Origin of the sequence: Paenibacillus ottowii (assembly GCF_006874425.1) — a bacterium.
GTDB classification, from domain to species: domain Bacteria; phylum Bacillota; class Bacilli; order Paenibacillales; family Paenibacillaceae; genus Paenibacillus; species Paenibacillus ottowii.
In genome coordinates, this window is record NZ_VIJZ01000003.1 from 621,402 (window position 1) to 641,475 (window position 20,074).

At 44.1% G+C, this 20,074-nt stretch carries 22 protein-coding genes and 1 tRNA gene; 3 read left to right on the plus strand and 20 right to left on the minus strand.

What is annotated here, in order from left to right; all coding sequences use genetic code 11:
* Position 1: 1 nt before the first annotated feature.
* The 6 genes from opp4C to rpsF form a co-directional block, all read right to left on the minus strand.
* Positions 2–925 carry an oligopeptide ABC transporter permease gene (gene opp4C / locus FKV70_RS09860; protein WP_063211691.1) on the minus strand — a complete coding sequence of 308 codons (924 nt, stop codon included), beginning with the start codon at positions 923–925 and terminating at the stop codon, positions 2–4.
* A gap of 11 nt (positions 926–936) precedes the next feature.
* Positions 937–1,899 (minus strand): ABC transporter permease, encoded by a 963-nt coding sequence (locus tag FKV70_RS09865; protein WP_063211689.1) that lies wholly within the window; start codon positions 1,897–1,899, stop codon positions 937–939.
* A gap of 68 nt (positions 1,900–1,967) precedes the next feature.
* Positions 1,968–3,707: an ABC transporter substrate-binding protein gene (locus FKV70_RS09870; protein ID WP_142612724.1), complete on the minus strand. Its 1,740-nt coding sequence runs from the start codon at positions 3,705–3,707 to the stop codon at positions 1,968–1,970.
* A 527-nt stretch (positions 3,708–4,234) separates the two neighbouring features.
* Positions 4,235–4,507, minus strand: a complete 273-nt coding sequence (gene rpsR / locus FKV70_RS09875) for a 30S ribosomal protein S18 (protein WP_007433228.1) — start codon at positions 4,505–4,507, stop codon at positions 4,235–4,237.
* 21 nt (positions 4,508–4,528) lie between these two features.
* Entirely contained in the window at positions 4,529–5,020 is a 492-nt protein-coding gene (ssb, locus tag FKV70_RS09880; protein WP_010346813.1) for a single-stranded DNA-binding protein, read from the minus strand.
* Positions 5,021–5,069: 49 nt separating this feature from the next.
* Positions 5,070–5,354, minus strand: a complete 285-nt coding sequence (rpsF, locus tag FKV70_RS09885) for a 30S ribosomal protein S6 (protein WP_007433230.1) — start codon at positions 5,352–5,354, stop codon at positions 5,070–5,072.
* Between the two features lie 319 nt (positions 5,355–5,673).
* Between rpsF and FKV70_RS09890 the strand changes: the two genes are divergently transcribed.
* Positions 5,674–5,868 (plus strand): YjzC family protein, encoded by a 195-nt coding sequence (locus FKV70_RS09890; protein WP_063211684.1) that lies wholly within the window; start codon positions 5,674–5,676, stop codon positions 5,866–5,868.
* Between the two features lie 366 nt (positions 5,869–6,234).
* Positions 6,235–6,552 carry a hypothetical protein gene (locus tag FKV70_RS09895; RefSeq protein WP_142612725.1) on the plus strand — a complete coding sequence of 106 codons (318 nt, stop codon included), beginning with the start codon at positions 6,235–6,237 and terminating at the stop codon, positions 6,550–6,552.
* Between the two features lie 210 nt (positions 6,553–6,762).
* On the opposite strand, the gene FKV70_RS09900 is transcribed toward FKV70_RS09895, so the two are convergent.
* The 3 genes from FKV70_RS09900 to FKV70_RS09910 all read right to left on the minus strand — a co-directional run bounded on the left by FKV70_RS09900 (position 6,763) and on the right by FKV70_RS09910 (position 8,094).
* Positions 6,763–6,853: transfer RNA gene (locus tag FKV70_RS09900), tRNA-Ser, on the minus strand.
* 76 nt (positions 6,854–6,929) lie between these two features.
* A complete protein-coding gene (locus tag FKV70_RS09905; protein WP_063211680.1) occupies positions 6,930–7,154 on the minus strand; it encodes a DUF951 domain-containing protein in 225 nt (74 codons plus the stop codon).
* On the minus strand, positions 7,144–8,094 hold the full coding sequence (locus tag FKV70_RS09910) for a mechanosensitive ion channel family protein (RefSeq protein WP_142612726.1): 951 nt from the start codon (positions 8,092–8,094) through the stop codon (positions 7,144–7,146). Before FKV70_RS09910 ends, FKV70_RS09905 begins: the two co-directional genes overlap by 11 nt.
* A gap of 251 nt (positions 8,095–8,345) precedes the next feature.
* On the opposite strand from FKV70_RS09910, the gene yyaC reads away from it, so the two are divergent.
* The gene (gene yyaC, locus FKV70_RS09915; protein WP_081276857.1) at positions 8,346–8,951 is read left to right on the plus strand and encodes a spore protease YyaC; all 606 of its coding nucleotides are present in this window, start codon (positions 8,346–8,348) and stop codon (positions 8,949–8,951) included.
* Here the strand turns inward: yyaC and FKV70_RS09920 are convergent.
* The 11 genes from FKV70_RS09920 to rpmH all read right to left on the minus strand — a co-directional run bounded on the left by FKV70_RS09920 (position 8,905) and on the right by rpmH (position 19,276).
* Positions 8,905–9,426 carry a DUF4446 family protein gene (locus FKV70_RS09920; protein ID WP_142612727.1) on the minus strand — a complete coding sequence of 174 codons (522 nt, stop codon included), beginning with the start codon at positions 9,424–9,426 and terminating at the stop codon, positions 8,905–8,907. The genes yyaC and FKV70_RS09920 overlap by 47 nt on opposite strands.
* A gap of 204 nt (positions 9,427–9,630) precedes the next feature.
* A complete protein-coding gene (locus FKV70_RS09925; RefSeq protein ID WP_063211674.1) occupies positions 9,631–10,473 on the minus strand; it encodes a ParB/RepB/Spo0J family partition protein in 843 nt (280 codons plus the stop codon).
* Positions 10,466–11,227, minus strand: a complete 762-nt coding sequence (locus FKV70_RS09930) for a ParA family protein (RefSeq protein WP_142612728.1) — start codon at positions 11,225–11,227, stop codon at positions 10,466–10,468. Before FKV70_RS09930 ends, FKV70_RS09925 begins: the two co-directional genes overlap by 8 nt.
* 185 nt (positions 11,228–11,412) lie before the next feature.
* The gene (gene noc, locus FKV70_RS09935; protein ID WP_013373916.1) at positions 11,413–12,231 is read right to left on the minus strand and encodes a nucleoid occlusion protein; all 819 of its coding nucleotides are present in this window, start codon (positions 12,229–12,231) and stop codon (positions 11,413–11,415) included.
* 385 nt (positions 12,232–12,616) lie between these two features.
* Positions 12,617–13,339, minus strand: coding sequence for a 16S rRNA (guanine(527)-N(7))-methyltransferase RsmG (gene rsmG, locus FKV70_RS09940; protein WP_064797498.1), 723 nt, complete (start codon positions 13,337–13,339; stop codon positions 12,617–12,619).
* Positions 13,339–15,228: a tRNA uridine-5-carboxymethylaminomethyl(34) synthesis enzyme MnmG gene (mnmG, locus tag FKV70_RS09945; RefSeq protein ID WP_063211671.1), complete on the minus strand. Its 1,890-nt coding sequence runs from the start codon at positions 15,226–15,228 to the stop codon at positions 13,339–13,341. The genes rsmG and mnmG overlap by 1 nt, the downstream gene beginning before the upstream one ends.
* A 103-nt stretch (positions 15,229–15,331) precedes the next feature.
* Positions 15,332–16,708 carry a tRNA uridine-5-carboxymethylaminomethyl(34) synthesis GTPase MnmE gene (gene mnmE, locus FKV70_RS09950; RefSeq protein WP_142612729.1) on the minus strand — a complete coding sequence of 459 codons (1,377 nt, stop codon included), beginning with the start codon at positions 16,706–16,708 and terminating at the stop codon, positions 15,332–15,334.
* A gap of 128 nt (positions 16,709–16,836) precedes the next feature.
* On the minus strand, positions 16,837–17,595 hold the full coding sequence (gene jag / locus FKV70_RS09955) for an RNA-binding cell elongation regulator Jag/EloR (protein WP_142612730.1): 759 nt from the start codon (positions 17,593–17,595) through the stop codon (positions 16,837–16,839).
* Positions 17,592–18,458 carry a YidC/Oxa1 family membrane protein insertase gene (locus FKV70_RS09960; RefSeq protein ID WP_142612731.1) on the minus strand — a complete coding sequence of 289 codons (867 nt, stop codon included), beginning with the start codon at positions 18,456–18,458 and terminating at the stop codon, positions 17,592–17,594. Before FKV70_RS09960 ends, jag begins: the two co-directional genes overlap by 4 nt.
* Before the next feature lie 71 nt (positions 18,459–18,529).
* A complete protein-coding gene (gene rnpA / locus FKV70_RS09965; RefSeq protein WP_063211664.1) occupies positions 18,530–18,880 on the minus strand; it encodes a ribonuclease P protein component in 351 nt (116 codons plus the stop codon).
* 261 nt (positions 18,881–19,141) lie between these two features.
* Complete coding sequence (gene rpmH / locus FKV70_RS09970; protein ID WP_007433250.1) at positions 19,142–19,276, minus strand: 50S ribosomal protein L34; 135 nt, start codon at positions 19,274–19,276, stop codon at positions 19,142–19,144.
* Between the last annotated feature and the right edge of the window lie 798 nt (positions 19,277–20,074).

Here is a 20,074-nt window from a genome sequence, read left to right on the forward strand (position 1 = left end):
CCTACTTCTTCATTTTAGGGTCCAGCGCGTCACGCAAACCGTCGCCAATCAGATTGATCGCTACAACGGTAATCAGAATACACATTCCCGGTGGTACCCATATCCAGGGCCGTTTGCGGAAGTCAATCAGGTTATTCGCAGCTGATATCATATTCCCCCACGAAGGTGTGGGCGGTACAACGCCAATCCCCAAGTAACTGAGCGCAGACTCTGTAATAATCGCACCTGCCACTCCAAGCGTAGCCGTAACAATAATAGTAGGAATCGTGTTTGGCAGCAGATGTCGGAATATTTTGCGGCGGTCTCTCAAGCCCAGCGCTTCTGTCGCCTGCATGAACTCCTGTTCACGCAGCGTAAGAATCTGCCCCCTGACCAAACGGGACAAGCTCGTCCAACTCAGGACTCCGATAATTAGCATCAGAAAATAGATACGGTTCGATGGATCAACTTTCAAATCCGACAGAACAGCACCTAAAATAATAAGCAACGGCAATGTAGGCAGCGCCATAAAAATATCAGCGATCCGCATAATGACCGTATCCACGCCTTTTCGATAAAACCCTGCCAGTGCACCCAATGTTGCCCCGATCATGACCGAAATAAAGGTAGCGACCAGCCCGACTGTCAAAGAAATACGACCAGCCAGCATCGTACGCAGTAAAATATCTCTACCAAACTTATCCGTACCAAGCCAGTACTTCGCATTAGGGGATAAGTTTTTGTCAGATAGCTTGTAATCATCTAAATGATAAGGTGAAATTATGGGCCCAAATGCACAAATGATGACCATCAGAATTAATATAATGAGACCTGCCAAAGCAAGACGATTCTGGCTAAAACGGCGAACGGCGATTCTCCATGGAGACGCTTCAGGACGGATCGCCGCCTTTTGATTCGTTTCAATCGTGACTGTTTCTGCGGACAATAGTATCCCTCCTATTTCAAGCGAATTCTTGGATCGGCCATGCCATACAATACATCAGAAAGTAAATTACCGAGGAGCGTGAGAATGGCCAGAAAAATCGTGAAGCCCAGCATAAACGGATAATCCCGCATACTAATAGACTCTAGATAAACCTGCCCCACACCCGGCCAAACAAATACCTTTTCCAGGATCATTGCCCCACCAAATAAGGCTGGAAGCTCAAATCCGAGCAATGTGATTGCTGGAATCAGAGCATTGCGCAGTGCATGCTTGAAAATAACCGTCCGCTCCTTCAAGCCCTTGGCGCGTGCGGTACGGATATAATCCTGCCGGATGACCTCCAACATGCCTGTACGGAAATAACGAGTCAGGCTTCCTGTACTCAGCATCGTAAGTACGAGTGTCGGTAGGAACATATGCTTGAGCACATCCACCATGTAAGCCCATGAGCCTGCTTCCACCCCTGCTGTGGTCATGCCTCCGACGGGAAGAATCCCCCACTCAAGAGCAAATATTTTAATGACTAATAGACCAATAAAAAATGAAGGCAACGACATACATAAGAAAATAAATAACGTGACAAACTTATCGAATAAGGAATATTGGAACTTAGCTGAAAATACTCCTGCAACAACAGCAATGAGCCAGCTAAAAATAAGACTAAAGAAAGCGATAATAAACGAGTTCCATACATAATTGCTGATGACCTTCGTTACCGGCTGCTTATGCTGTAGTGAATCCCCCATATTTCCCTTTAACATATTACCGGCCCATATAAAATAACGCTGGTATTCCGGCTTATCCAGCCCGTAGATATGTCGTAGCTGCTGCGCCTTCTCGGCGGTCATATTCGGGTTCTGCTTGGCTGTAATATAATCACCCGGCACCATGGCTGAAATCGCAAAAACGATAATGGATATGCCAATAAGTGTGGGGATGAGTTGCAGCAGTCTTCGAATAATGTACTGCTTCATATTCATTCCTCCAGACGAATAAAGTGATATGCCCAGCTCGTGAGAGCTGAGCATACGATTGGCAACCCTTATTGAGCGATTTGAGCGTTATGCAGAGTGAACTCAAAATCTTTGTATGGTGTAATTTCTAAGCCGGATATACGTCCATTAACAGGCCACATATCTCTGCGTTGGTACAAAAAGATCGTCGGCAAATCTTTGTTCAGCTCCTGATAGAGCTGTTTGTAAATCAATTTGCGTTTCTCTTGATCCAGTTCATGCTTACCAGCAAGCGTTAACTCATCGACCTTTTTATTCGAGTAGCCGATATCATTTTGTGCACCATTCGTAATAAAAGTCGTTGTATCAGGGTCTGGGGTTAAGCCCCAAGCTGCAAAGAACATATCAAATTTACCTGTATCCTTCTTATCCATGATGGCATTGAAATCTAAAGTTTCAGAACTCAGCTTGATGCCCAGCTCCTTATAGTTATTGGACATGATCGGCAGCAAGGCCTCTACTACTGGATTATCGGCAGTCGCAGAGAAGTTAATGGTCAGCTTTTCTCCATCCTTTTCACGAATTCCGTCAGCACCGACCTTCCAACCTGCTTCATCCAACAAGGCCTTCGCCTTCGCTGTATCAAATTCATATTTGTTGATGCCTTCATCCGTATAAGACCACGATTCTGTAGATTGTGGAATGTTAATAACATTCGCATATGGGCCATACACACCCTGCACAATCTCCTTGCGGTTTAAGCCAATTGTTAAAGCCTGACGTACTTTAGGGTCCTGAAATTTCTTTTCCTTGTGGTTAAACGCAATATATCCATAGCCGTTCGTTGGCATAATATTCACGTTCAAAAAGCCCAGAGCCTTTAATTCCTCTACATTGTCTTCCGTAACTGTGATGTTATCCATGTCCGTCTCGCCTGTTTGTAGCATAGACAGGTTCGTTTCTTCTGTTGTTGTTTTAAAAATAACTGATTTCACCTTTGGTGCGCCCTTGAAGTAGTTTGGATTGGCTTCAAGAACGACTTGCTGACCCGGGGAGAAGCTTTTCAGCACATATTGCCCGGAGCCGATTGGTTTATTATTAAGCGCCTTGATGCTGTCCAAGCTACCTTTTTTGTATCCTTTTCCGTAATAAGCTTCTGGCATGAAGTATTGCTCACCCAGAAAATCCTTCGTATACGCTGTTGCTTCTGTAACAGTGACCTCTACTGTGTTATCATCAATAACTTTGATCCCCGAGATATCATTCGCTTTGCCATCGTGATATTCCTTACCGCCTTTAATCTTAAAAGACAATACATCGGTTTCCCCATCATAATTCGGATCATGCAGCACTTTGAGTACAAAAGCGTAATCTTTTACGGTTACTGGAGTACCGTCACTATACTTCACGCCTGGTTTCAGATGGAATGTGTACTTTAGACCATCCGGCGATACATCAACCTTCTCAGCCAAACTATTTTCATATGTACCATCTGCCTTCACCTGTAAAAAGGAATCAAATACTGTTCTAACCACAAATAAATCATAAGTTGTTTGCCAGAAAAGTGGATTAAATACCCCTTTAGGTGATGTCATACCTACTACAATGTTATCTTTCCGATTTGTTGCTCCTGGAGGATTTTGCGACATATCCGTCGCTTGAATAACCCCCTCTGTAACTGGTGCGCCGCCTTCATTTCCCTCTGTTTTATTATCCGCGTTGCCTTGCTGCGGCTGTGCCTCATTAGCACCTCCACTACATCCTGCAAACAGAACACCAACGATCGTAAGCACCATAAGCAAAGAAACCCATCTCTTCGTTTGCACCATTCTGTTACTCCCCCTTAGTCGGTTCTTTATTTAACAGCCTGTCTCATTCCTGCGGTAATTCGTTAAAGCTTGAGGTTTGAAAATGAAGTGGACACATCCTCCTTACTGTTTCGAATGATAGCGTAAACACATGTTTTAGACCCTTGGTCAATTTTGTGCACCGACAACCATTGCATTTTTATTAAGATTTATCTTAAGTGTAAAATAATATCACGTCAATATCTTTTTTTGTGTAATGTAAAAATGCAAAATATCTATATATGTAAACTTTATGAATTTTTCTTGTGGGAAATGACATAAAACCGGATTTCATGTGATATAAAATAACATTTCTGCATGCAGAAATGTTTACTCTGGCGAGTCGGGGAGCTAGGAATTTCTATGCCACTAAATGGTGAAGTATACTTAATGGGTATACATGGATTGTATTATTAGTAAGTTACAATAGATGGTACTTGTTGTCAATATATAAAATCATAAAAAAAGATGCCTCCACGATTGGAGACATCTTTTCTTTCCACTCACTACTATTCAGTAGTGTAAGGAAGCAATGCGATTTGACGGGAACGTTTAATAGCGATTGTCAACATACGTTGATATTTTGCGCTTGTTCCAGTCACACGACGAGGAAGAATTTTTCCGCGTTCGCTGATGAATTTTTTAAGCAGGTCTGTATCTTTATAGTCAATGTGAGTAATTTTGTTCACAGTGAAGAAACATACTTTACGACGTTTGTTGCGACCACCACGACGAGCTGGTCTTTTGTTATCGTCTCCGCCTTCTCTTTGTCTGAAGCCCATTCTTTGTCAGTCCTTTCCCAATTAAAATGGTAGATCATCATCCGAAATATCGATCGGTTTTCCGTCATCGGAAAAAGGATCCTGATTGTTTCGCGAGTTATTATTCCCACGTCCACTATTGCTGTTACCGCCTCCGAAAGGAGACTCCTCACGCATACCTCCACCGCTATTGCCGCCACCGTTACCGCTATCGCGGTTAGATTCCAAGAAACGTACATTATCAGCAACAATTTCAGTCACGTATACACGTTTTCCTTCATTGTTCTCATAATTACGCACCTGTACACGGCCTTCAACAGCCGTCAAACGACCTTTGCGAAGATAGTTAGCACATGTTTCAGCAAGCTGACGCCAGGTTACGATCGGCAAGAAATCCGCTTCCCGTTCGCCGCCTTGACTTGTAAACGGACGGTCTACAGCCAGGGTGAACTGGGTTACTGCTACACCAGACGGTGTATAGCGCAGCTCCGGATCTTTGGTCAAACGACCGATCAGAATGACACGGTTCAACAATCCAATCCCCTCCTTTGAGCGTTGTTCATTACATAATCACGTACAATAATTAAGCTACGTCGTTCGTAATGAGATAACGAATTACTTCGTCAGAAATTTTCATGATACGCTCAAGCTCAGTAACAACAGCAGGTTCTGCTGTGAAGTTTACCAGAACGAAAGAACCATCACGGAATTTCTTGATCTCATACGCAAGACGGCGTTTAGTTACATCGTGATTCGTAATTTCGCCACCGCCGTTAGAGATGATACCTTGGAATTTGTCGACTGTCGCTTGAACAGCTTCTTGTTCAATGTCAGGACGAATAATGTACATCACTTCATATTTGCGCATTCTTTACACCTCCTTATGGACATAAGGCCCTCAATCTCAAGTTGAGAGCAAGGAACGAGCCTAAACTCGCACTAAAACAGTTTACCAAATTGAGCAACTGAATGCAACCAGCAATTTCGAACACAAAGCTAAAAACCGTTTCACACACTTGATACCATTGTTTTTATACATTTTTATATAACACCCAAAGTTTCCCGCATATAAAGGAAATTATTTTTGATTAACTACTATCTGCGTGCCTGTTTTCGCATCTTTCTGTTTAAGACAGCGCACAATAACCGTTGCAGTCCAAATTCATGATCTAAGGAGGCACAAACGTATGGGTGAAAAGACTGAGTTCGTACCCGGGGATAAGGTCCCAAACGACGGCGTATATATGGAGGTCGGAGAAAAAAGCTTTCATACTGAGATACAAAATCCGCAGCAAGTAACGTTGGAAAGAGGCGATTCTTTTCCGGAAACCACCAATCATAATCGCAAGTGGAAGAAAAAAACGAAAGCTCGTGTCCACTAATGTATATTTCCTCGGAATCCTGGCCATATTATGATTAGGCGATACAACAGAGAGGTGTGGTTCCGTTGGACAACGTAGCCGGACAAACTGTTAGGAGATCCATTCCGGGCATTAGAAGCGTTAGGTTTGTGTAGAAGGACACTGTCTTTTCAACACGGTATTGCTGGTCAGTACACCAAGTTTCAGATGTGATTGGACAGATCGTATCCTGTTAAAAAAGTATCGCCTACGATGGAGGACCTTTGTGGTCCTCCTTTGTTGCATTATCGGACTTTTTGCATATACTGGTAAAATGCAGATTAATTCAGCTCCTTCTGCTAGAATATATCCAAGTACAAAAGACCTACTATTTATGGAGGTTTAAACATGAGCTATTCTCGAATTTTGAAGTGGATATCAGGTATATTCGAATTGGTGCTTGCTGTACCGATTGTGGGAGGAGCTATTGTCTTGGGGACTGGCTACTCAGCTCTGGGGTTTATGCTGATCCTGCATGCAGTAACACTGATCCTGTCGTTACGCAATCAGGAAGCGATCTACGGTTCAGTCTGGGGAGTACTTACCTCCTTGCTAGCCTGGATCCCTTTTGTTGGCTGGGCTCTCCATTTGGTTGCAGCCATCCTTTTGATGATCTCTGGCTCAAAGAAAACAAAACGCTATCATTATCCACCTAACCAGCTATAACAAAAGAATGCTCCTAACGGCAATGATTTCTTTGCTGTTAGGAGCATTCTTTTGCTCTAACGACTTTTCTCATCCTTCAATAGACTCATCATCATTTAAATTCAATATTGCCCAATTCATTCTTCGAAGTGTTATGATTGTTTATTTCCATAAACCAAAAAATCCCCTACACCAGAAGATGTAAGAGATTGATTAAATTTATAAAGTTAGTGGCGGAAAGAGTGGGATTCGAACCCACGCACGCCTTGCGACGCCTAACTGATTTCGAGTCAGCCCCCTTGGACCTCTTGGGTACCTTTCCGCAGCAAGGATAATTATATCATCATTGCTATCATGACGCAAGCTGATTCTTGTCCATCATGATCCACCTTCTCCGCTCAAAGGGTTCCTGAATTTTGCTCGTCGGCACCAGACTTTGAGCGCAGTACCTTCTTCATATTCTTTTCGAACTTGGCACGTGGAATCAACACACTATGCTGGCATCCGACACATTTGATTCGAATATCCATCCCCATCCGGATAATCTCCATCTCGTTCGTTCCACATGGATGAGGCTTCTTCATCTGCACAATATCCCCTAGTTCAAACGACTTACGCTCCACCCTTCTCTCCCCCTTTTCTTCCTTGCTCATCGTCTTTTTCAAGGGTGATCGCCGTCTCCAGTGCGGCCTGACGATGTTCCTCGTCCTCCAGAGCCTTCTTGATATTATTCTGAATATCACGCTCTACGATAGCCCCGGTATTCGGCATACACTCCGCCACAACACGTACGATATACTCTGATGTAGTCATGGACTGAACGCCTAACACATCCGGCATATTGAGTATCTGTGCATTGGATTCCTCAATGCCTTGGATCGCCAGTTTGACCAAGCTGACGGCTTCCTCCAGACTACGTTCCACCTTCATCGGCACATCTACCACCGCCAACGCATTGGACATGGAGAAGTTCGTTACCGTCGTTATGGAGCCGTTAGGTAGAATATACACCTCGCCTTTCCAGCTCACCAGCCTGGTTGTACGCAGCCCAATCATTTCTACAGTCCCCTTGAAAGTTCCCGTCTGAATGACGTCTCCTACGGCAAATTGATCCTCGAATATAATAAAGAACCCGGTGATTACATCCTTAACCAAGCTCTGTGCCCCAAAACCTACAGCTAATCCAAGCACTCCAGCTCCAGCAATCAGAGGGCCCAAATTTATACCCATTTGCGATAACACCAGCATAATCAAAATAAAATTAAATACAATATTTGTTACATTTTTTAGCAGTTCCCCCACAGTCGTTAACCGTCTGGTATTCAATCGGAATCTGCCGTTATCTCCCTTTTGCTCCATCGACTTATCTATAATTTTATTAATAACTCGAATAAAGATACGTGTAATGATGAAAATAATTGCGATTTTCAAAATCACAAACAAAAAGGCTGACCACATCGCACTATCCGTAAGCCATTTCCATACAGCATCCTTCCAATGAATCGCCCCTTGTACTACGTCATCCGTGTCTAATTTATCGGTCAACCAATGTATAAAGGTCATGCTGTATTCCTCCTTAAACCAGGGAACTACTCTTTTTTGTTTCCCACATTCTATTTCCTATCTATATAAGCTTATCTCCTGACTTTAAACATACGGCTATGAACAATCTACCTTTCCCGAGTATAAAAGCACAAGTTTATCCATATACTAGCTACTATCTTGAGAATAATTGTTACCCGCAGGCCAAGTGTATTCCTAAAGGTAGGCGAGCACAACCTGCACACTCCATTACAGAACGAAAGGAAGATTCCATGACTCATCCATCTGACTTCATTCCGGGGCAAGAACCCCTAAGCTTAAAAATATCACACACTGACCCCGGGATCCAATCAGCCATCATCCATCGTTTGCTGTTCCATCTGCATCAAGCACGGAGTCTGCAAAACATCGTCATCATTTGCATCGGCACCGATCGTTCTACTGGAGATTGCCTTGGCCCACTCGTCGGTACCCAATTGTCACGCTACAAAAGCCCGCTGTTCAACCTGTATGGAACATTAGATGAGCCTGTACATGCTATGAACCTGCAAACGACGCTGAATGGCATCTATGACCGGTACGAACAGCCCTATATCATTGGTATAGACGCATGTCTTGGACAAACTTCCAGTGTTGGATGCATTCAGGTTGCAGAGGGTCCCCTCAAGCCTGGAGCAGGTGTAAATAAAGAATTACCGCCGGTCGGCGATATCCATTTGACTGGTATCGTTAACGTCGGCGGCTTCATGGAATACTTTGTGTTGCAAAATACGAGACTAAATTTGGTCATGAAATTATCAGATATCATAGCTAGTAGCTTATACTCGGCAATCAGGGAGTGGCATTACCGTTCTGTCCTGCTTGCTGCGCAAGAGTAATAGCTTCTTTCTCTTCAGGTGATAAGGAATACGAGGATTGTCCCGCTTCCAGAGGCTTAGCATACACATAAGAGCCATCCCGGTTATAAATACCGGTTAATACTATTCCGTTCTGATTATCGTCTACAATAGCCAGAGAGAAGCTCAAATCGCTCCCTCTTTCACCAAAGGCATTATAGCGTTTGATGCCTATATGTCCCTTCAGGCCAGTCAGTTTGCTGCGTAGTGATTTCATACTTGCACGGTGAGCTTCCTGCTCATCTTCAATCGTATCCATTTGAACCTTCAAATCAATCAGCAGCGTTTCCAAATTCTCGACTCCGCTGCCCGCCATCATGGTATCATACTTTCGCCGCATCTTCTTCAGCTTTGAGCCCTGGGCAATAATAACGATCAACAGGATGAGTAAAATAAGCACGATCCCTGCAACAATTCCAGCAAGCTGCTCCATGATTAGTCCATTCAATTCAGCCATATGTTTGTTTCTACCCCTCTACCTCAAAAATCATGTTACTGCTTTGCTTACCTTTTATTTTAAACGTTTGAGAACAGCGAGACAAATAACACAAGGCTATTAGTTTATCCATCAAAACCATTCTAATTCCTGCAATTGCAGACAAAGCAAAGACATATCTCACTTTCTATTTTACTCAAGGAGACATGTCCATATTTTTACAGACTACTGTAATAGCTCCAATAATCTTTCCAAATCCTGCTGGCTGTAATAATTCAATTCGATTTTGCCTTTATCTTTATTGTGCTTGATCTTCACCGTTGTTTTAAACCGCTCGCGCAGGGACTCTTCCATATGGTCAATATAGGGGTCCTTTTTTCGCACCTTCGTTTTAGCTTTTGTTTCTCCAGGTTTATGATCCAATTGCTGTACGGCTTCCTCAAGTTCGCGAACACTCCACTGTTGCTCAATGCATTGCATGGCCAGCTGTTTCACCATGTCCGGGTCTTTGAGTCCAACAATTGCTCTAGCGTGTCCCATAGACAATGTTCCACGTGAAACATGCTCTTTAACTTCCTCAGGCAATGCAAGCAAGCGAAGGAAATTGGCAATATGCGAACGGGATTTTCCCACCTTCATGGACAACTCTTCCTGAGTTAACGAAAATTGATCCATTAACCCCTGATAGGCTACGGCCACTTCCATTGCATTTAAGTTTTCACGCTGCAAATTCTCAATCAGGGCAATCTCCATTACCTGCTGATCTGTAAAATTGCGAACAACCACAGGTATGGTCGGATTCCCGCAGAATTGAGATGCCCGAAACCGCCTTTCCCCGGCTATAATCTCATATCCTCTTAAGACACTACGCGCAATAATAGGTTGGATCACACCGTGCTGACGAATAGATTCCGCTAATTCCTTAATGGACTCCTCATCAAACGTTTTTCGAGGTTGATATGGGTTTGCCCTCAACTGGCTGAGCGGAATGTCGACAACCTTATCCTCTTCACTGACTGTAAGGGAGGGAATAAGTGCATCCAATCCCTTTCCCAACCGTTTACTCATAAGATACCACTTCCTTTGCCAACTCAATATATACCTCTGCCCCACGGGATCGGGGATCATACGTAATAATGGACTGGCCATGTGATGGTGCTTCGCTGAGTCTCACGTTGCGTGGAATAATCGTCTGATAAACCTTGCTTTGAAAGTACTTTTTCACTTCTTCAATGACCTGAATACCCAAGTTCGTGCGGGCGTCAAACATAGTTAGCAACACACCTTCAATTTGCAATGAGGTGTTTAGATGTTTTTGTACCAATCGCACGGTATTCAACAATTGACTTAATCCTTCGAGCGCGTAATATTCACATTGAATTGGAATAATAACCGAATCGGAAGCCGTCAAGGAATTGAGCGTCAAAATACCCAGCGATGGAGGGCAATCTATTAATATATAATCGTAGTTATGCTTAACGAGTTGAAGCGATCTTTTTAATCTCAATTCGCGAGATATAGTTGGTACCATCTCGATTTCAGCACCTGCTAATTGAATGGTTGCCGGGATAATATCCAATCCCTCGACCTGTGTACTGACAATCGCTTCGCTAGGATCAACCTCATTAATGAGTACATCATAAATGCAATTTGCCACATCCGCCTTATTGATACCGACACCACTGGTTGTATTACCTTGCGGGTCGATATCCACGAGCAATACCCTTTTGCCGAGGGAAGCAAGTCCGGCGCCCAAATTCACGGAGGTAGTCGTTTTGCCTACCCCGCCCTTTTGATTGGCCACGGCTATTATTTTTGACACTTCATTCACCTCATAATTTAATCGGAATCCTGCTACGTTCCATGATTGCAAAAGTCTATGAAGACGTTACTTAGTCCTTAACCTAGGGATTAGGGCAATTCAAAATAGAATACGAGTATGCTGCGGTTTTATGTTGGCGTTAGACAGAAAAAGCGGCAATTGCTGCCGCCTGTACGCTTCATCCCTTACTTACGTTTGGGAATTTGAATGACAATCTCATAGTGATCCTCATGATCAGATTCCTTTGTTTTGATATCCAACCCTGAGCCAGACACCATATCAATGGATTGACGAATCGTATTCAGCGCAAGCCGGACATCCTTGGTAAAGGAAATCCGCTTTGATTTCTTAATCGTGGATACTTGTTTATAAAAGGCAACTCGTGCCTCTGTCTGCTTTACATTAAGTTCCTTAGCAATCACTTCATCTAAAACCTTGTACTGTAGTTCCTCGGTCTCTAACGACAATAATGCACGAGCATGACGCTCAGACACCTTTCGTTCCATTAGAGCCTCTTTCACTCTCTCCGGCAAATGAAGCAGCCGTATTTTATTAGCAATAGTGGATTGGCTTTTGCCAAGTCGCTGAGCGAGACTTTCCTGAGTAAGTTGATGCAGGTCAATCAGCTTTTGATAAGCTACAGCCTCTTCAATCGCTGTTAGACCCTCCCGCTGGAGGTTCTCAATCAACGCGATGGATGCAGCTTGTGAATCATTAAACTCACGAACAATGGCTGGAATCGTCTCCATACCCAGCTTGGTGACAGCTCTCCAACGACGTTCCCCTGCTATAATTTCATATTGTCCATTACGGAAACGAACGACAATCGGTTGAATTACACCATGCGTCTTAATAGTCTGGCATAGCTCATCAATCTTCTCGTCATCAAATATGGTACGGGGCTGATAAGGACTGCTGACAATATCCCGAACCGGAATTTGTTTTATTTCGTCCCCATTGGATCGCTCCGTCAAACCAAATAGCTTGGAAAATTGTTCTTTCATTCCGTATAATACCACCTAATTTCATAATAGCACCATACAAACAGCGCCTCGTGAAAAACAGTTCCTTACGGGGGATTGTAGACCCTTCTATATAAAATAGCGCCATAAGCGGGTACACTCCACGTTCTCCCCTGACATTTGTTGTCTCACTTCCCTATATGTATATCTGAAATCATGGGTACGGGAAGCAGCCAACTTACACTAAAACGATTATCTCTATTCTATCACTTTTCCAGTCATAATCCTATCTTCTCTACCAGCTTTTCGGAACGATAAAAGAATAAATTATGTGGAGGGTATTCGGCAAGTATCTTCTTAAGCAAAGAGTCTATAAACCATAAAAAAGTGAATGTTTCACGTGAAACATTCACTTTCTTTCACACATTTACACTAGCGGTGCCTTCAAAGGAGTACCTGGCTTACGCGGGTACTTCCTTGGTGTAGCTGCTCTTTTTTCAATAATAATCATATGTCTGGCTGCATCCTCAACAGGTAGCTGGAAGGCCTGAACATGCTTGATTTTCCCCTTCAATTCTTTCAAGCTGTAGGATGCTTCCCTGATTTCTTCCGTTGGATCGCTACCCTTCATCGCTGCAAAGTGGCCCCCCTCACGGACAAAAGGCAGGCAAAACTCATTCAATACTGCGAGACGGGCAACGGCTCGGGCAGTGACCAGATCATAACTATCGCGATACCCTGCTTTGCGTCCCAATTCCTCTGCCCTGCTGTGAATCAGTTCGACATTTTCCAGTCCTAACTGCTCTACAACATGTGCTAGGAATTGGATGCGCTTATTCAACGAGTCTACAATGGTCAATTGAATATGTGGAAAGCATATTTTCAAGGGGATACCAGGAAAACCTGCACCTGACCCAATGTCAGCCAAACTCTCCACATCATTTAACGGAACATAAAAGGCAAGTGAAAGAGAATCGTAAAAATGCTTGGTGTACACTGCATCTCGCTCAGTAATACCCGTCAGGTTCATTTTTTCATTCCATTCAACCAACACACGGTAATACGTTTCAAACTGCTCCAATTGACTATCATTAATCACAACACTATGCTCTGCGAGCCGCTGTTTGAACTGCTGTTGTATCGCGTCCATTATGATCCCCTCGCTGCCGTTACACGGTTATAGTGCTCCAGATAAACCAGCAAAATGGAAATGTCCGCAGGAGTTACACCGGAAATACGGGATGCCTGACCAATAGACATCGGACGGATCTTTTCAAGCTTCTGCTTGGCTTCAATGGCCAAGCCTTGAACTTCATTGTATGCAATATCCTCAGGCAGCTTCTTCTTCTCCATCTTTTGCAGACGTTCTACATGCATCAATTGCTTTTCAATATAGCCCGCATACTTAATTTGGATTTCCACCTGTTCTTGCTCTTCCTCAGTAAGGGCTACAGGTGAAGGTGAAATTTGTGCCACTTGTGCATAGCTGATCTCAGGTCGACGCAGCACTGTTAACAGATTACTGCCGTCCTGTATCGGTGCAGATCCACCTTGCTGCAACATCTCATTTACATCAACCGGACGAACCTTAGCTAAACGCAAACGCTCAATCTCTTGCTCTACCTTCTGTTTTTTATCCAAAAAGCGTTCATATCGTTCGTCTGTAATCAGACCAATTTCATGCCCAATCGGAGTCAATCGCAGATCCGCGTTATCATGCCGCAACAATAGACGGTATTCTGCACGGGATGTCAGCAAGCGATATGGCTCATTTGTCCCCTTCGTCACCAGATCGTCGATCAGAACCCCAATATAACCCTGGGAACGATCCAGTACGACCGGTTCTTTGCCCTGCACCTTGCGAGCTGCATTAATACCCGCCATAATTCCTTGACCCGCAGCTTCTTCATAACCAGATGTCCCGTTAATCTGGCCCGCTGTGAACAAGCCAGGTACCTTTTTCGTTTCCAAAGTAGGCCATAACTGAGTAGGAACCATGGCGTCATATTCAATAGCGTAACCATTACGCATCATTTCTACCTTTTCCATCCCTGGAATAGTACGCAGTACTGCTAATTGCACATCCTCTGGCAGGCTTGTCGACAAGCCTTGAACATAGTATTCGGATGTGTTTTTACCCTCAGGCTCCAAAAAGATTTGATGCTTCGGCTTATCACTGAAACGCACCACTTTATCTTCAATAGAAGGACAATAACGTGGTCCCGTTCCTTCGATCAGACCAGAGAACATCGGTGCACGATGCAAATTATCATTAATGATCTGATGTGTTTCCACTGAAGTATACGTTAACCAGCAAGGCAGCTGCTCATTATCCGAGGACTTCGTTTCATAGGAGAAGAACTTCGGCTGATCGTCACCTGGCTGTATTTCTGTTTTGCTAAAATCAATCGTATCCTTATGCACACGTGGTGGCGTTCCTGTTTTAAACCGAACCAGATCAAAACCTAGCTCTCTCAAATGTTCAGAAAGTCTCAACGAAGGCTGCTGATTGTTCGGACCACTCTCATACATCAGTTCACCCATAATGATTTTCCCACGCAGATAGGTGCCAGTCGTCAAGACAACTGCTTTACTGCGATACTCTGTGCCTGTCTTCGTAATCACACCCACGCATTGACCGTCTTCTATAATCAGCTCTTCAACCATACCTTGACGTAAGGTCAGATTCGGTTCCTTTTCCATCGTTTCCTTCATCGCATGCTGATAAGAAAACTTGTCAGCTTGTGCGCGCAAGGCATGTACGGCAGGACCCTTGCCAGTATTTAACATTCTCATTTGGATAAATGTCTTGTCGATATTCCGACCCATTTCTCCGCCCAATGCATCAATTTCCCGTACTACATGCCCCTTTGCAGGACCGCCAATAGATGGGTTGCAGGGCATGAATGCAATCATATCCAGGTTAATTGTGATCATCAATGTACGACAGCCCATACGTGCTGCTGCCAAGGCAGATTCCACGCCCGCATGGCCCGCACCGACGACAATCACATCATAGTCGCCTCCATGATATCCCATACCTCTCTTACCTCCTTATACATTCGAGTCTTCACCCCGAATATGCGCTTGTGTATCTATAACGATAGCAGGCTTTAACAGCCACGCTTGAATATCCTACTTGCTACTTGCCCAGACAGAACTGTGAAAATATTTGATCTATTAAGGCATCATGTGCAGTATCACCTACAATTTCGCCCAAATGCTCCCATGCCAGCCTTACATCAATCTGGATCATATCAATCGGAATAAATTGATCAGCCGCTTCATAAGCATCTACCAGCGATTGGCGCGCTTTCTTTAGCAGAGCAATATGCCGGACGTTGCTGACATATGTCATATCCGCCGATTCCAGCTTGCCGCTAAAGAATAAATTGGATATAGCCTGCTCCAACCGATCCGCTCCCTCATTTTCCTTCACAGACATCGGCACAATAAGCTCTTCAGGAACATAGCGCAGCAACAAATCCCGGTCTATTTGGGCCGGTAAGTCCATTTTATTCATAATGACAATCGCTTGTCTACCGCGGATTTGTTCCATTAATGCCATTTCATCCTCGTGCAGTGGTTCATTAGCATTAATGACGATGAGCAATAGATCTGCTTCACTCACTGCCGTCCTTGAACGCTCTACCCCGATCCGTTCCACGACATCCATCGTTTCACGAATTCCGGCTGTGTCCAGCAACTTAAGCGGAATATTATTAATCGTCACATACTCCTCAATAACATCACGGGTCGTACCCGGAATATCGGTTACAATCGCCCGTTCGCCCTGAGCCAGTGTATTTAACAGTGACGATTTGCCTACATTCGGCCTTCCGACAATCGCCGTAGTTAGCCCTTCACGCAAAATTTTTCCCTGCTCCGCTGTATGCAACAGCCGATCAATTTCCGCCATGACCTGACTGCTTTTATCCTTGATTAACTCAGACGTAAAGGATTCAACATCATGCTCAGGGTAATCAATATTTACCTCAATGTGAGCAAGTGTCTCTACCAAAATCTGACGCAAACGACGAATATTCTGGGACAGCTGCCCATCGACCTGTTTCAGAGCCATCGAAAAAGCCTTGTCCGATTTGGAACGAATTAAGTCAATAACACCCTCCGCTTGACTCAGGTCAATACGGCCATTCAAAAAAGCGCGTTTTGTAAATTCACCCGGCTCGGCCAGACGGATATTTTGCTGCAATAACAAATCCATCACCCGTTTAACGGCTACCACCCCGCCATGAGTGCTGATCTCTACCACATCTTCTGTTGTAAAAGAGCGTGGTGCCCGCATCACTGTAACTAAAACTTCCTCCACCTTCTCTTGGCTTTGAGGATCTATAATATGTCCATAGTGTACCGTGTGCGTTGGAGCCTTGCTTAAGGGCGTTTTGCTACGGAACAAAGACTCCACTTCCGTGACTGCTCCTGGACCGCTGACCCGCACAACGGCGATGCCGCCCTCGCCGACAGCCGTTGCAATGGCAGCTATGGTATCGCTCAGCATATCGTTTCAACCTCCTATCAAGTACAAACGGCATTGCCGTCCTTCATTCAGGACGGCCCCCCGTTTCAATGTAAAATATAAGAAAAAAGCAATGGCTTCTGCAGCTTGCAGAGAGCCATTGCGTCGGATTATTTCTTGGCAATGACAACGCGCCGATTAGGCTCGTCCCCCTTGCTGTATGTTCTAACCAGCGCATGCTGCTGGAGCTTGGCGTGAATCAGCTTTCGCTCCTGGGACGGCATTGGCTCCAGTACCACTTCCTTGCCGTAACGAACAGCCTGGTTCGCTAATCGTTCCGCCAAATCCTCCAGCGTTTTCCGCCGACGTGCACGAAATTGCTCTGCATCCAGCACAATTCGGATAAATTTATCCGAATGACGGTTAGCAACAATATTCGTCAAGTACTGCAATGCATCTAATGTCTGTCCTCTGCGGCCAATCAACATACCGAGCGATGGACCGGAGATATCGAGTGTACTTTCATCCTTGCGATGACGGACATCGACTTCAACGTTCAGTCCCATTCCCGCAGCTGTTTCACGGATGAAACGCACCGCCTCTTCATAAGGATCTACATGTCCTCCAAGTGCTTCCGTGTCCATCTGTACTTCCTGTGCAACAAGTCCAGCCTCTGATACAGCCTGTCCCATGCCAGAAGGTGCTTGAGCCGATACATGAGGTTCAGCCGTGTGTGTGGTTTCGGGAGACGGCTCAGAAAGCAGCGTAAGCTCCACCTTCGCCTTTTTGACCCCTAGCCACCCCAGGAATCCTTTTGACGGCTGTTCCAACACGTTTACGGTTACCCGTTCACGGCTTACTCCCAGCTGGGAGAGTCCTTGTCTTACAGCATCTTCAATGGTTTTTCCTGATGTCACGACTTTGGTCATCTCGACTTTTTAGCCCCCTTCGAGTTTTTGCCACCTTTTTTCTTATTATTGGAGGAACCTGTTTTCGTGAGACTGGCTGTTTTTACATTGGCCAATGCTGCTTCCTTATCATTATTCCGATAAAGGAAATAGTTTTGAACAATCGTGTAAATATTACTGAAGAACCAGTACAACGGCAATGCAGATGGGAAGTTATACGACATAAACAGAATCAACACCGGATAGACATACAGCAAAAATTGCATAGGTCCCTGCTGCGGCGTCGGATTCATTTTCATCATCATCCATGTTTGGACAAAGGTCGTAATCGCTGCTAAAATCGGCAGAATAAAGAAGTGATCCGGTTTACCTAACTGGAGCCACAAAAAGTCATGATCCCGCAATGCCGAGTTATAATAAATGGCATTATAAAGCGCGATAAAAATAGGCATCTGCACAAGCAAAGGCAGACAACCTGCCATCGGGTTAACCTTGTTTTCTTGAAACAATTTCATTGTTTCTTGCTGAACTCGCTCAGGTGTATCCTTGTATTTCGCTTGAATTTCTTTTAATTGTGGCTGAATAGCCTGCATTGCTCTGGAACTGCGTACTTGCTTGAGTGTAAGCGGCAAAATAATAGTACGCACGATGATCACCAGAATCAGTACGGCCAGGCCATATTCTCCTGAGAACCATTGGGCAAATGTATCCAGCGCATACGAAAACCAGTAAACGACATATCTTTGCCACCAAGATCCATTGGCCAAGTCTGCCGTCGTGTAAGAATTGTGAGCCGCCTGGGCACATCCGGACAGCACAGCAACAAGTGCCAATAAGGCAATCAGGAGGAACCATTTTCCCCGTTGAGTCTTCAAACGCGACACTTCATAACCCCTTTCTTAACCAATCCATTCCAACGTAAATCATACCATATCCCGTAGGACAAAGATACTGATTATCGGCGCGTAGACTTGAGCAGCGAGGCTTTGCGCAAAACGTGCAGCACGCTTTTCTCCAGCTCGTGATACGACAGGGTAACCGCACCCTTACGAACGATAAAAATCAGGTCAATCTGCTCCACCAATTCTTGCTCATGATGGCGTACGATTTCCTTAACGATTCTGCGCATCCGATTGCGGACAACTGCGTTGCCGATCTTCTTGCTAGCCGAAATTCCGACGCGGAACTGCTCTACCTCTCTGCGGCGGAACCAGTACACCACAAACTGATGGTTGGCAAAAGATTTGCCATGGCGGTATACGCGCCCAAAGTCCGCCCGGTTTCGTAGACGCAATTTTTTTTGCACGGCGCTTCTCCTTGCTCATCTCTTTTACACATATCGGTAAGGCCCCCCTTACCTCTTATATAGTAAGAAGTATGGACAACATTCCAACATGGTAATCTCGCTTATTTTATATCCGTTTTCAAAAACTTCATCTAATATAGAACAGGATGCAGGGCTTCTCCCTCTTTTCACACTACATTTCTACAATTAAAGGAAGCAAACCGATCCATAAATACTTTAATTATGAAAAAAAAGACCACCGTAGTGGTCTTTATGCACGCATTACGCACTCAATACTTTTCTACCTTTTTGGCGACGAGCTGCCAAAACTTTACGGCCATTCTTCGTGCTCATTCTTTTACGGAAGCCGTGAACTTTTTTACGTTTGCTGACATTCGGTCTGAAAGTCGGTCTCATTGTGCTGCACCTCCTTACAAGGAATACGTTTTATATGGAATATACCTAACATAGCAATCTCCACAAAAAACACCTTTGTACATTTAACCACAAATAGCGGTCAAAGTCAATGTACTTCTGAATCCTCTCCCTGTTTTTCATCTTCAAAAACCCTCGCCGTCTTCCCCCATCACTCACTCCACTTTTTTCTTTCCCTTTATTCCTTTTTTTTCGCCTCTCCTTCACAATCAATACTCATCAGCATTTACTGTAGATTTCATTCCTCATATATAACCGCTCTTTTAACTGCTCTTTTCTTCATTTATTCATTTCTGTATTTAAATCTACGCCGTTTTAGATCTCCCACCATCCGATTGGCCAAAAATAATGTCGGAAACGTTACCGGAAATTTTCAACACAAAAACAAGGCGCTGTGACCAAAAGGCAACAGTTGTTATACACAGATCCACAAAAAGAATGGAATTGTGATTTAAATGGTCATAACCTGTGCATAACATTTTAGAGTGAAAAAGAGTTATTGTCGAAAACTGAACAAATTATAAACAATATCTTGTGTTGTGAATAAAAATTGTACACAACAGATTGAATTTGTGGATAAATAACCACGAGTCATTGAAATACAAGGCTTCTTTTGCTATGATGATATTACTTTTGAATGTGAATATGTTGTTTTACCCTCCATATTATCAACACCCTGTGGATAAAGTTGTGAACAAGTTCAATTTATCCATCTTTTTATTTTTGTGCGGATTCGGGATTCTGGGGATATATTCTACATTTTTCATTTGATTTCGACAT

What these genes read in the sequence shown, in the direction of transcription:
- FKV70_RS09865 (WP_063211689.1), bottom strand. Translation starts at nt 1,899, where the DNA reads ATGAAGCAGTACATTATTCGAAGACTGCTGCAACTCATCCCCACACTT.
- FKV70_RS09870 (WP_142612724.1), bottom strand. Translation starts at nt 3,707, where the DNA reads ATGGTGCAAACGAAGAGATGGGTTTCTTTGCTTATGGTGCTTACGATC.
- rpsR (WP_007433228.1), bottom strand. Translation starts at nt 4,507, where the DNA reads ATGGGCTTCAGACAAAGAGAAGGCGGAGACGATAACAAAAGACCAGCT.
- rpsF (WP_007433230.1), bottom strand. Translation starts at nt 5,354, where the DNA reads ATGCGCAAATATGAAGTGATGTACATTATTCGTCCTGACATTGAACAA.
- FKV70_RS09890 (WP_063211684.1), top strand. Translation starts at nt 5,674, where the DNA reads ATGGGTGAAAAGACTGAGTTCGTACCCGGGGATAAGGTCCCAAACGAC.
- FKV70_RS09895 (WP_142612725.1), top strand. Translation starts at nt 6,235, where the DNA reads ATGAGCTATTCTCGAATTTTGAAGTGGATATCAGGTATATTCGAATTG.
- FKV70_RS09910 (WP_142612726.1), bottom strand. Translation starts at nt 8,094, where the DNA reads ATGACCTTTATACATTGGTTGACCGATAAATTAGACACGGATGACGTA.
- yyaC (WP_081276857.1), top strand. Translation starts at nt 8,346, where the DNA reads ATGACTCATCCATCTGACTTCATTCCGGGGCAAGAACCCCTAAGCTTA.
- FKV70_RS09920 (WP_142612727.1), bottom strand. Translation starts at nt 9,426, where the DNA reads ATGGCTGAATTGAATGGACTAATCATGGAGCAGCTTGCTGGAATTGTT.
- FKV70_RS09925 (WP_063211674.1), bottom strand. Translation starts at nt 10,473, where the DNA reads ATGAGTAAACGGTTGGGAAAGGGATTGGATGCACTTATTCCCTCCCTT.
- noc (WP_013373916.1), bottom strand. Translation starts at nt 12,231, where the DNA reads ATGAAAGAACAATTTTCCAAGCTATTTGGTTTGACGGAGCGATCCAAT.
- rsmG (WP_064797498.1), bottom strand. Translation starts at nt 13,339, where the DNA reads ATGGACGCGATACAACAGCAGTTCAAACAGCGGCTCGCAGAGCATAGT.
- mnmG (WP_063211671.1), bottom strand. Translation starts at nt 15,228, where the DNA reads ATGGGATATCATGGAGGCGACTATGATGTGATTGTCGTCGGTGCGGGC.
- mnmE (WP_142612729.1), bottom strand. Translation starts at nt 16,708, where the DNA reads ATGCTGAGCGATACCATAGCTGCCATTGCAACGGCTGTCGGCGAGGGC.
- jag (WP_142612730.1), bottom strand. Translation starts at nt 17,595, where the DNA reads ATGACCAAAGTCGTGACATCAGGAAAAACCATTGAAGATGCTGTAAGA.
- rpmH (WP_007433250.1), bottom strand. Translation starts at nt 19,276, where the DNA reads ATGAGACCGACTTTCAGACCGAATGTCAGCAAACGTAAAAAAGTTCAC.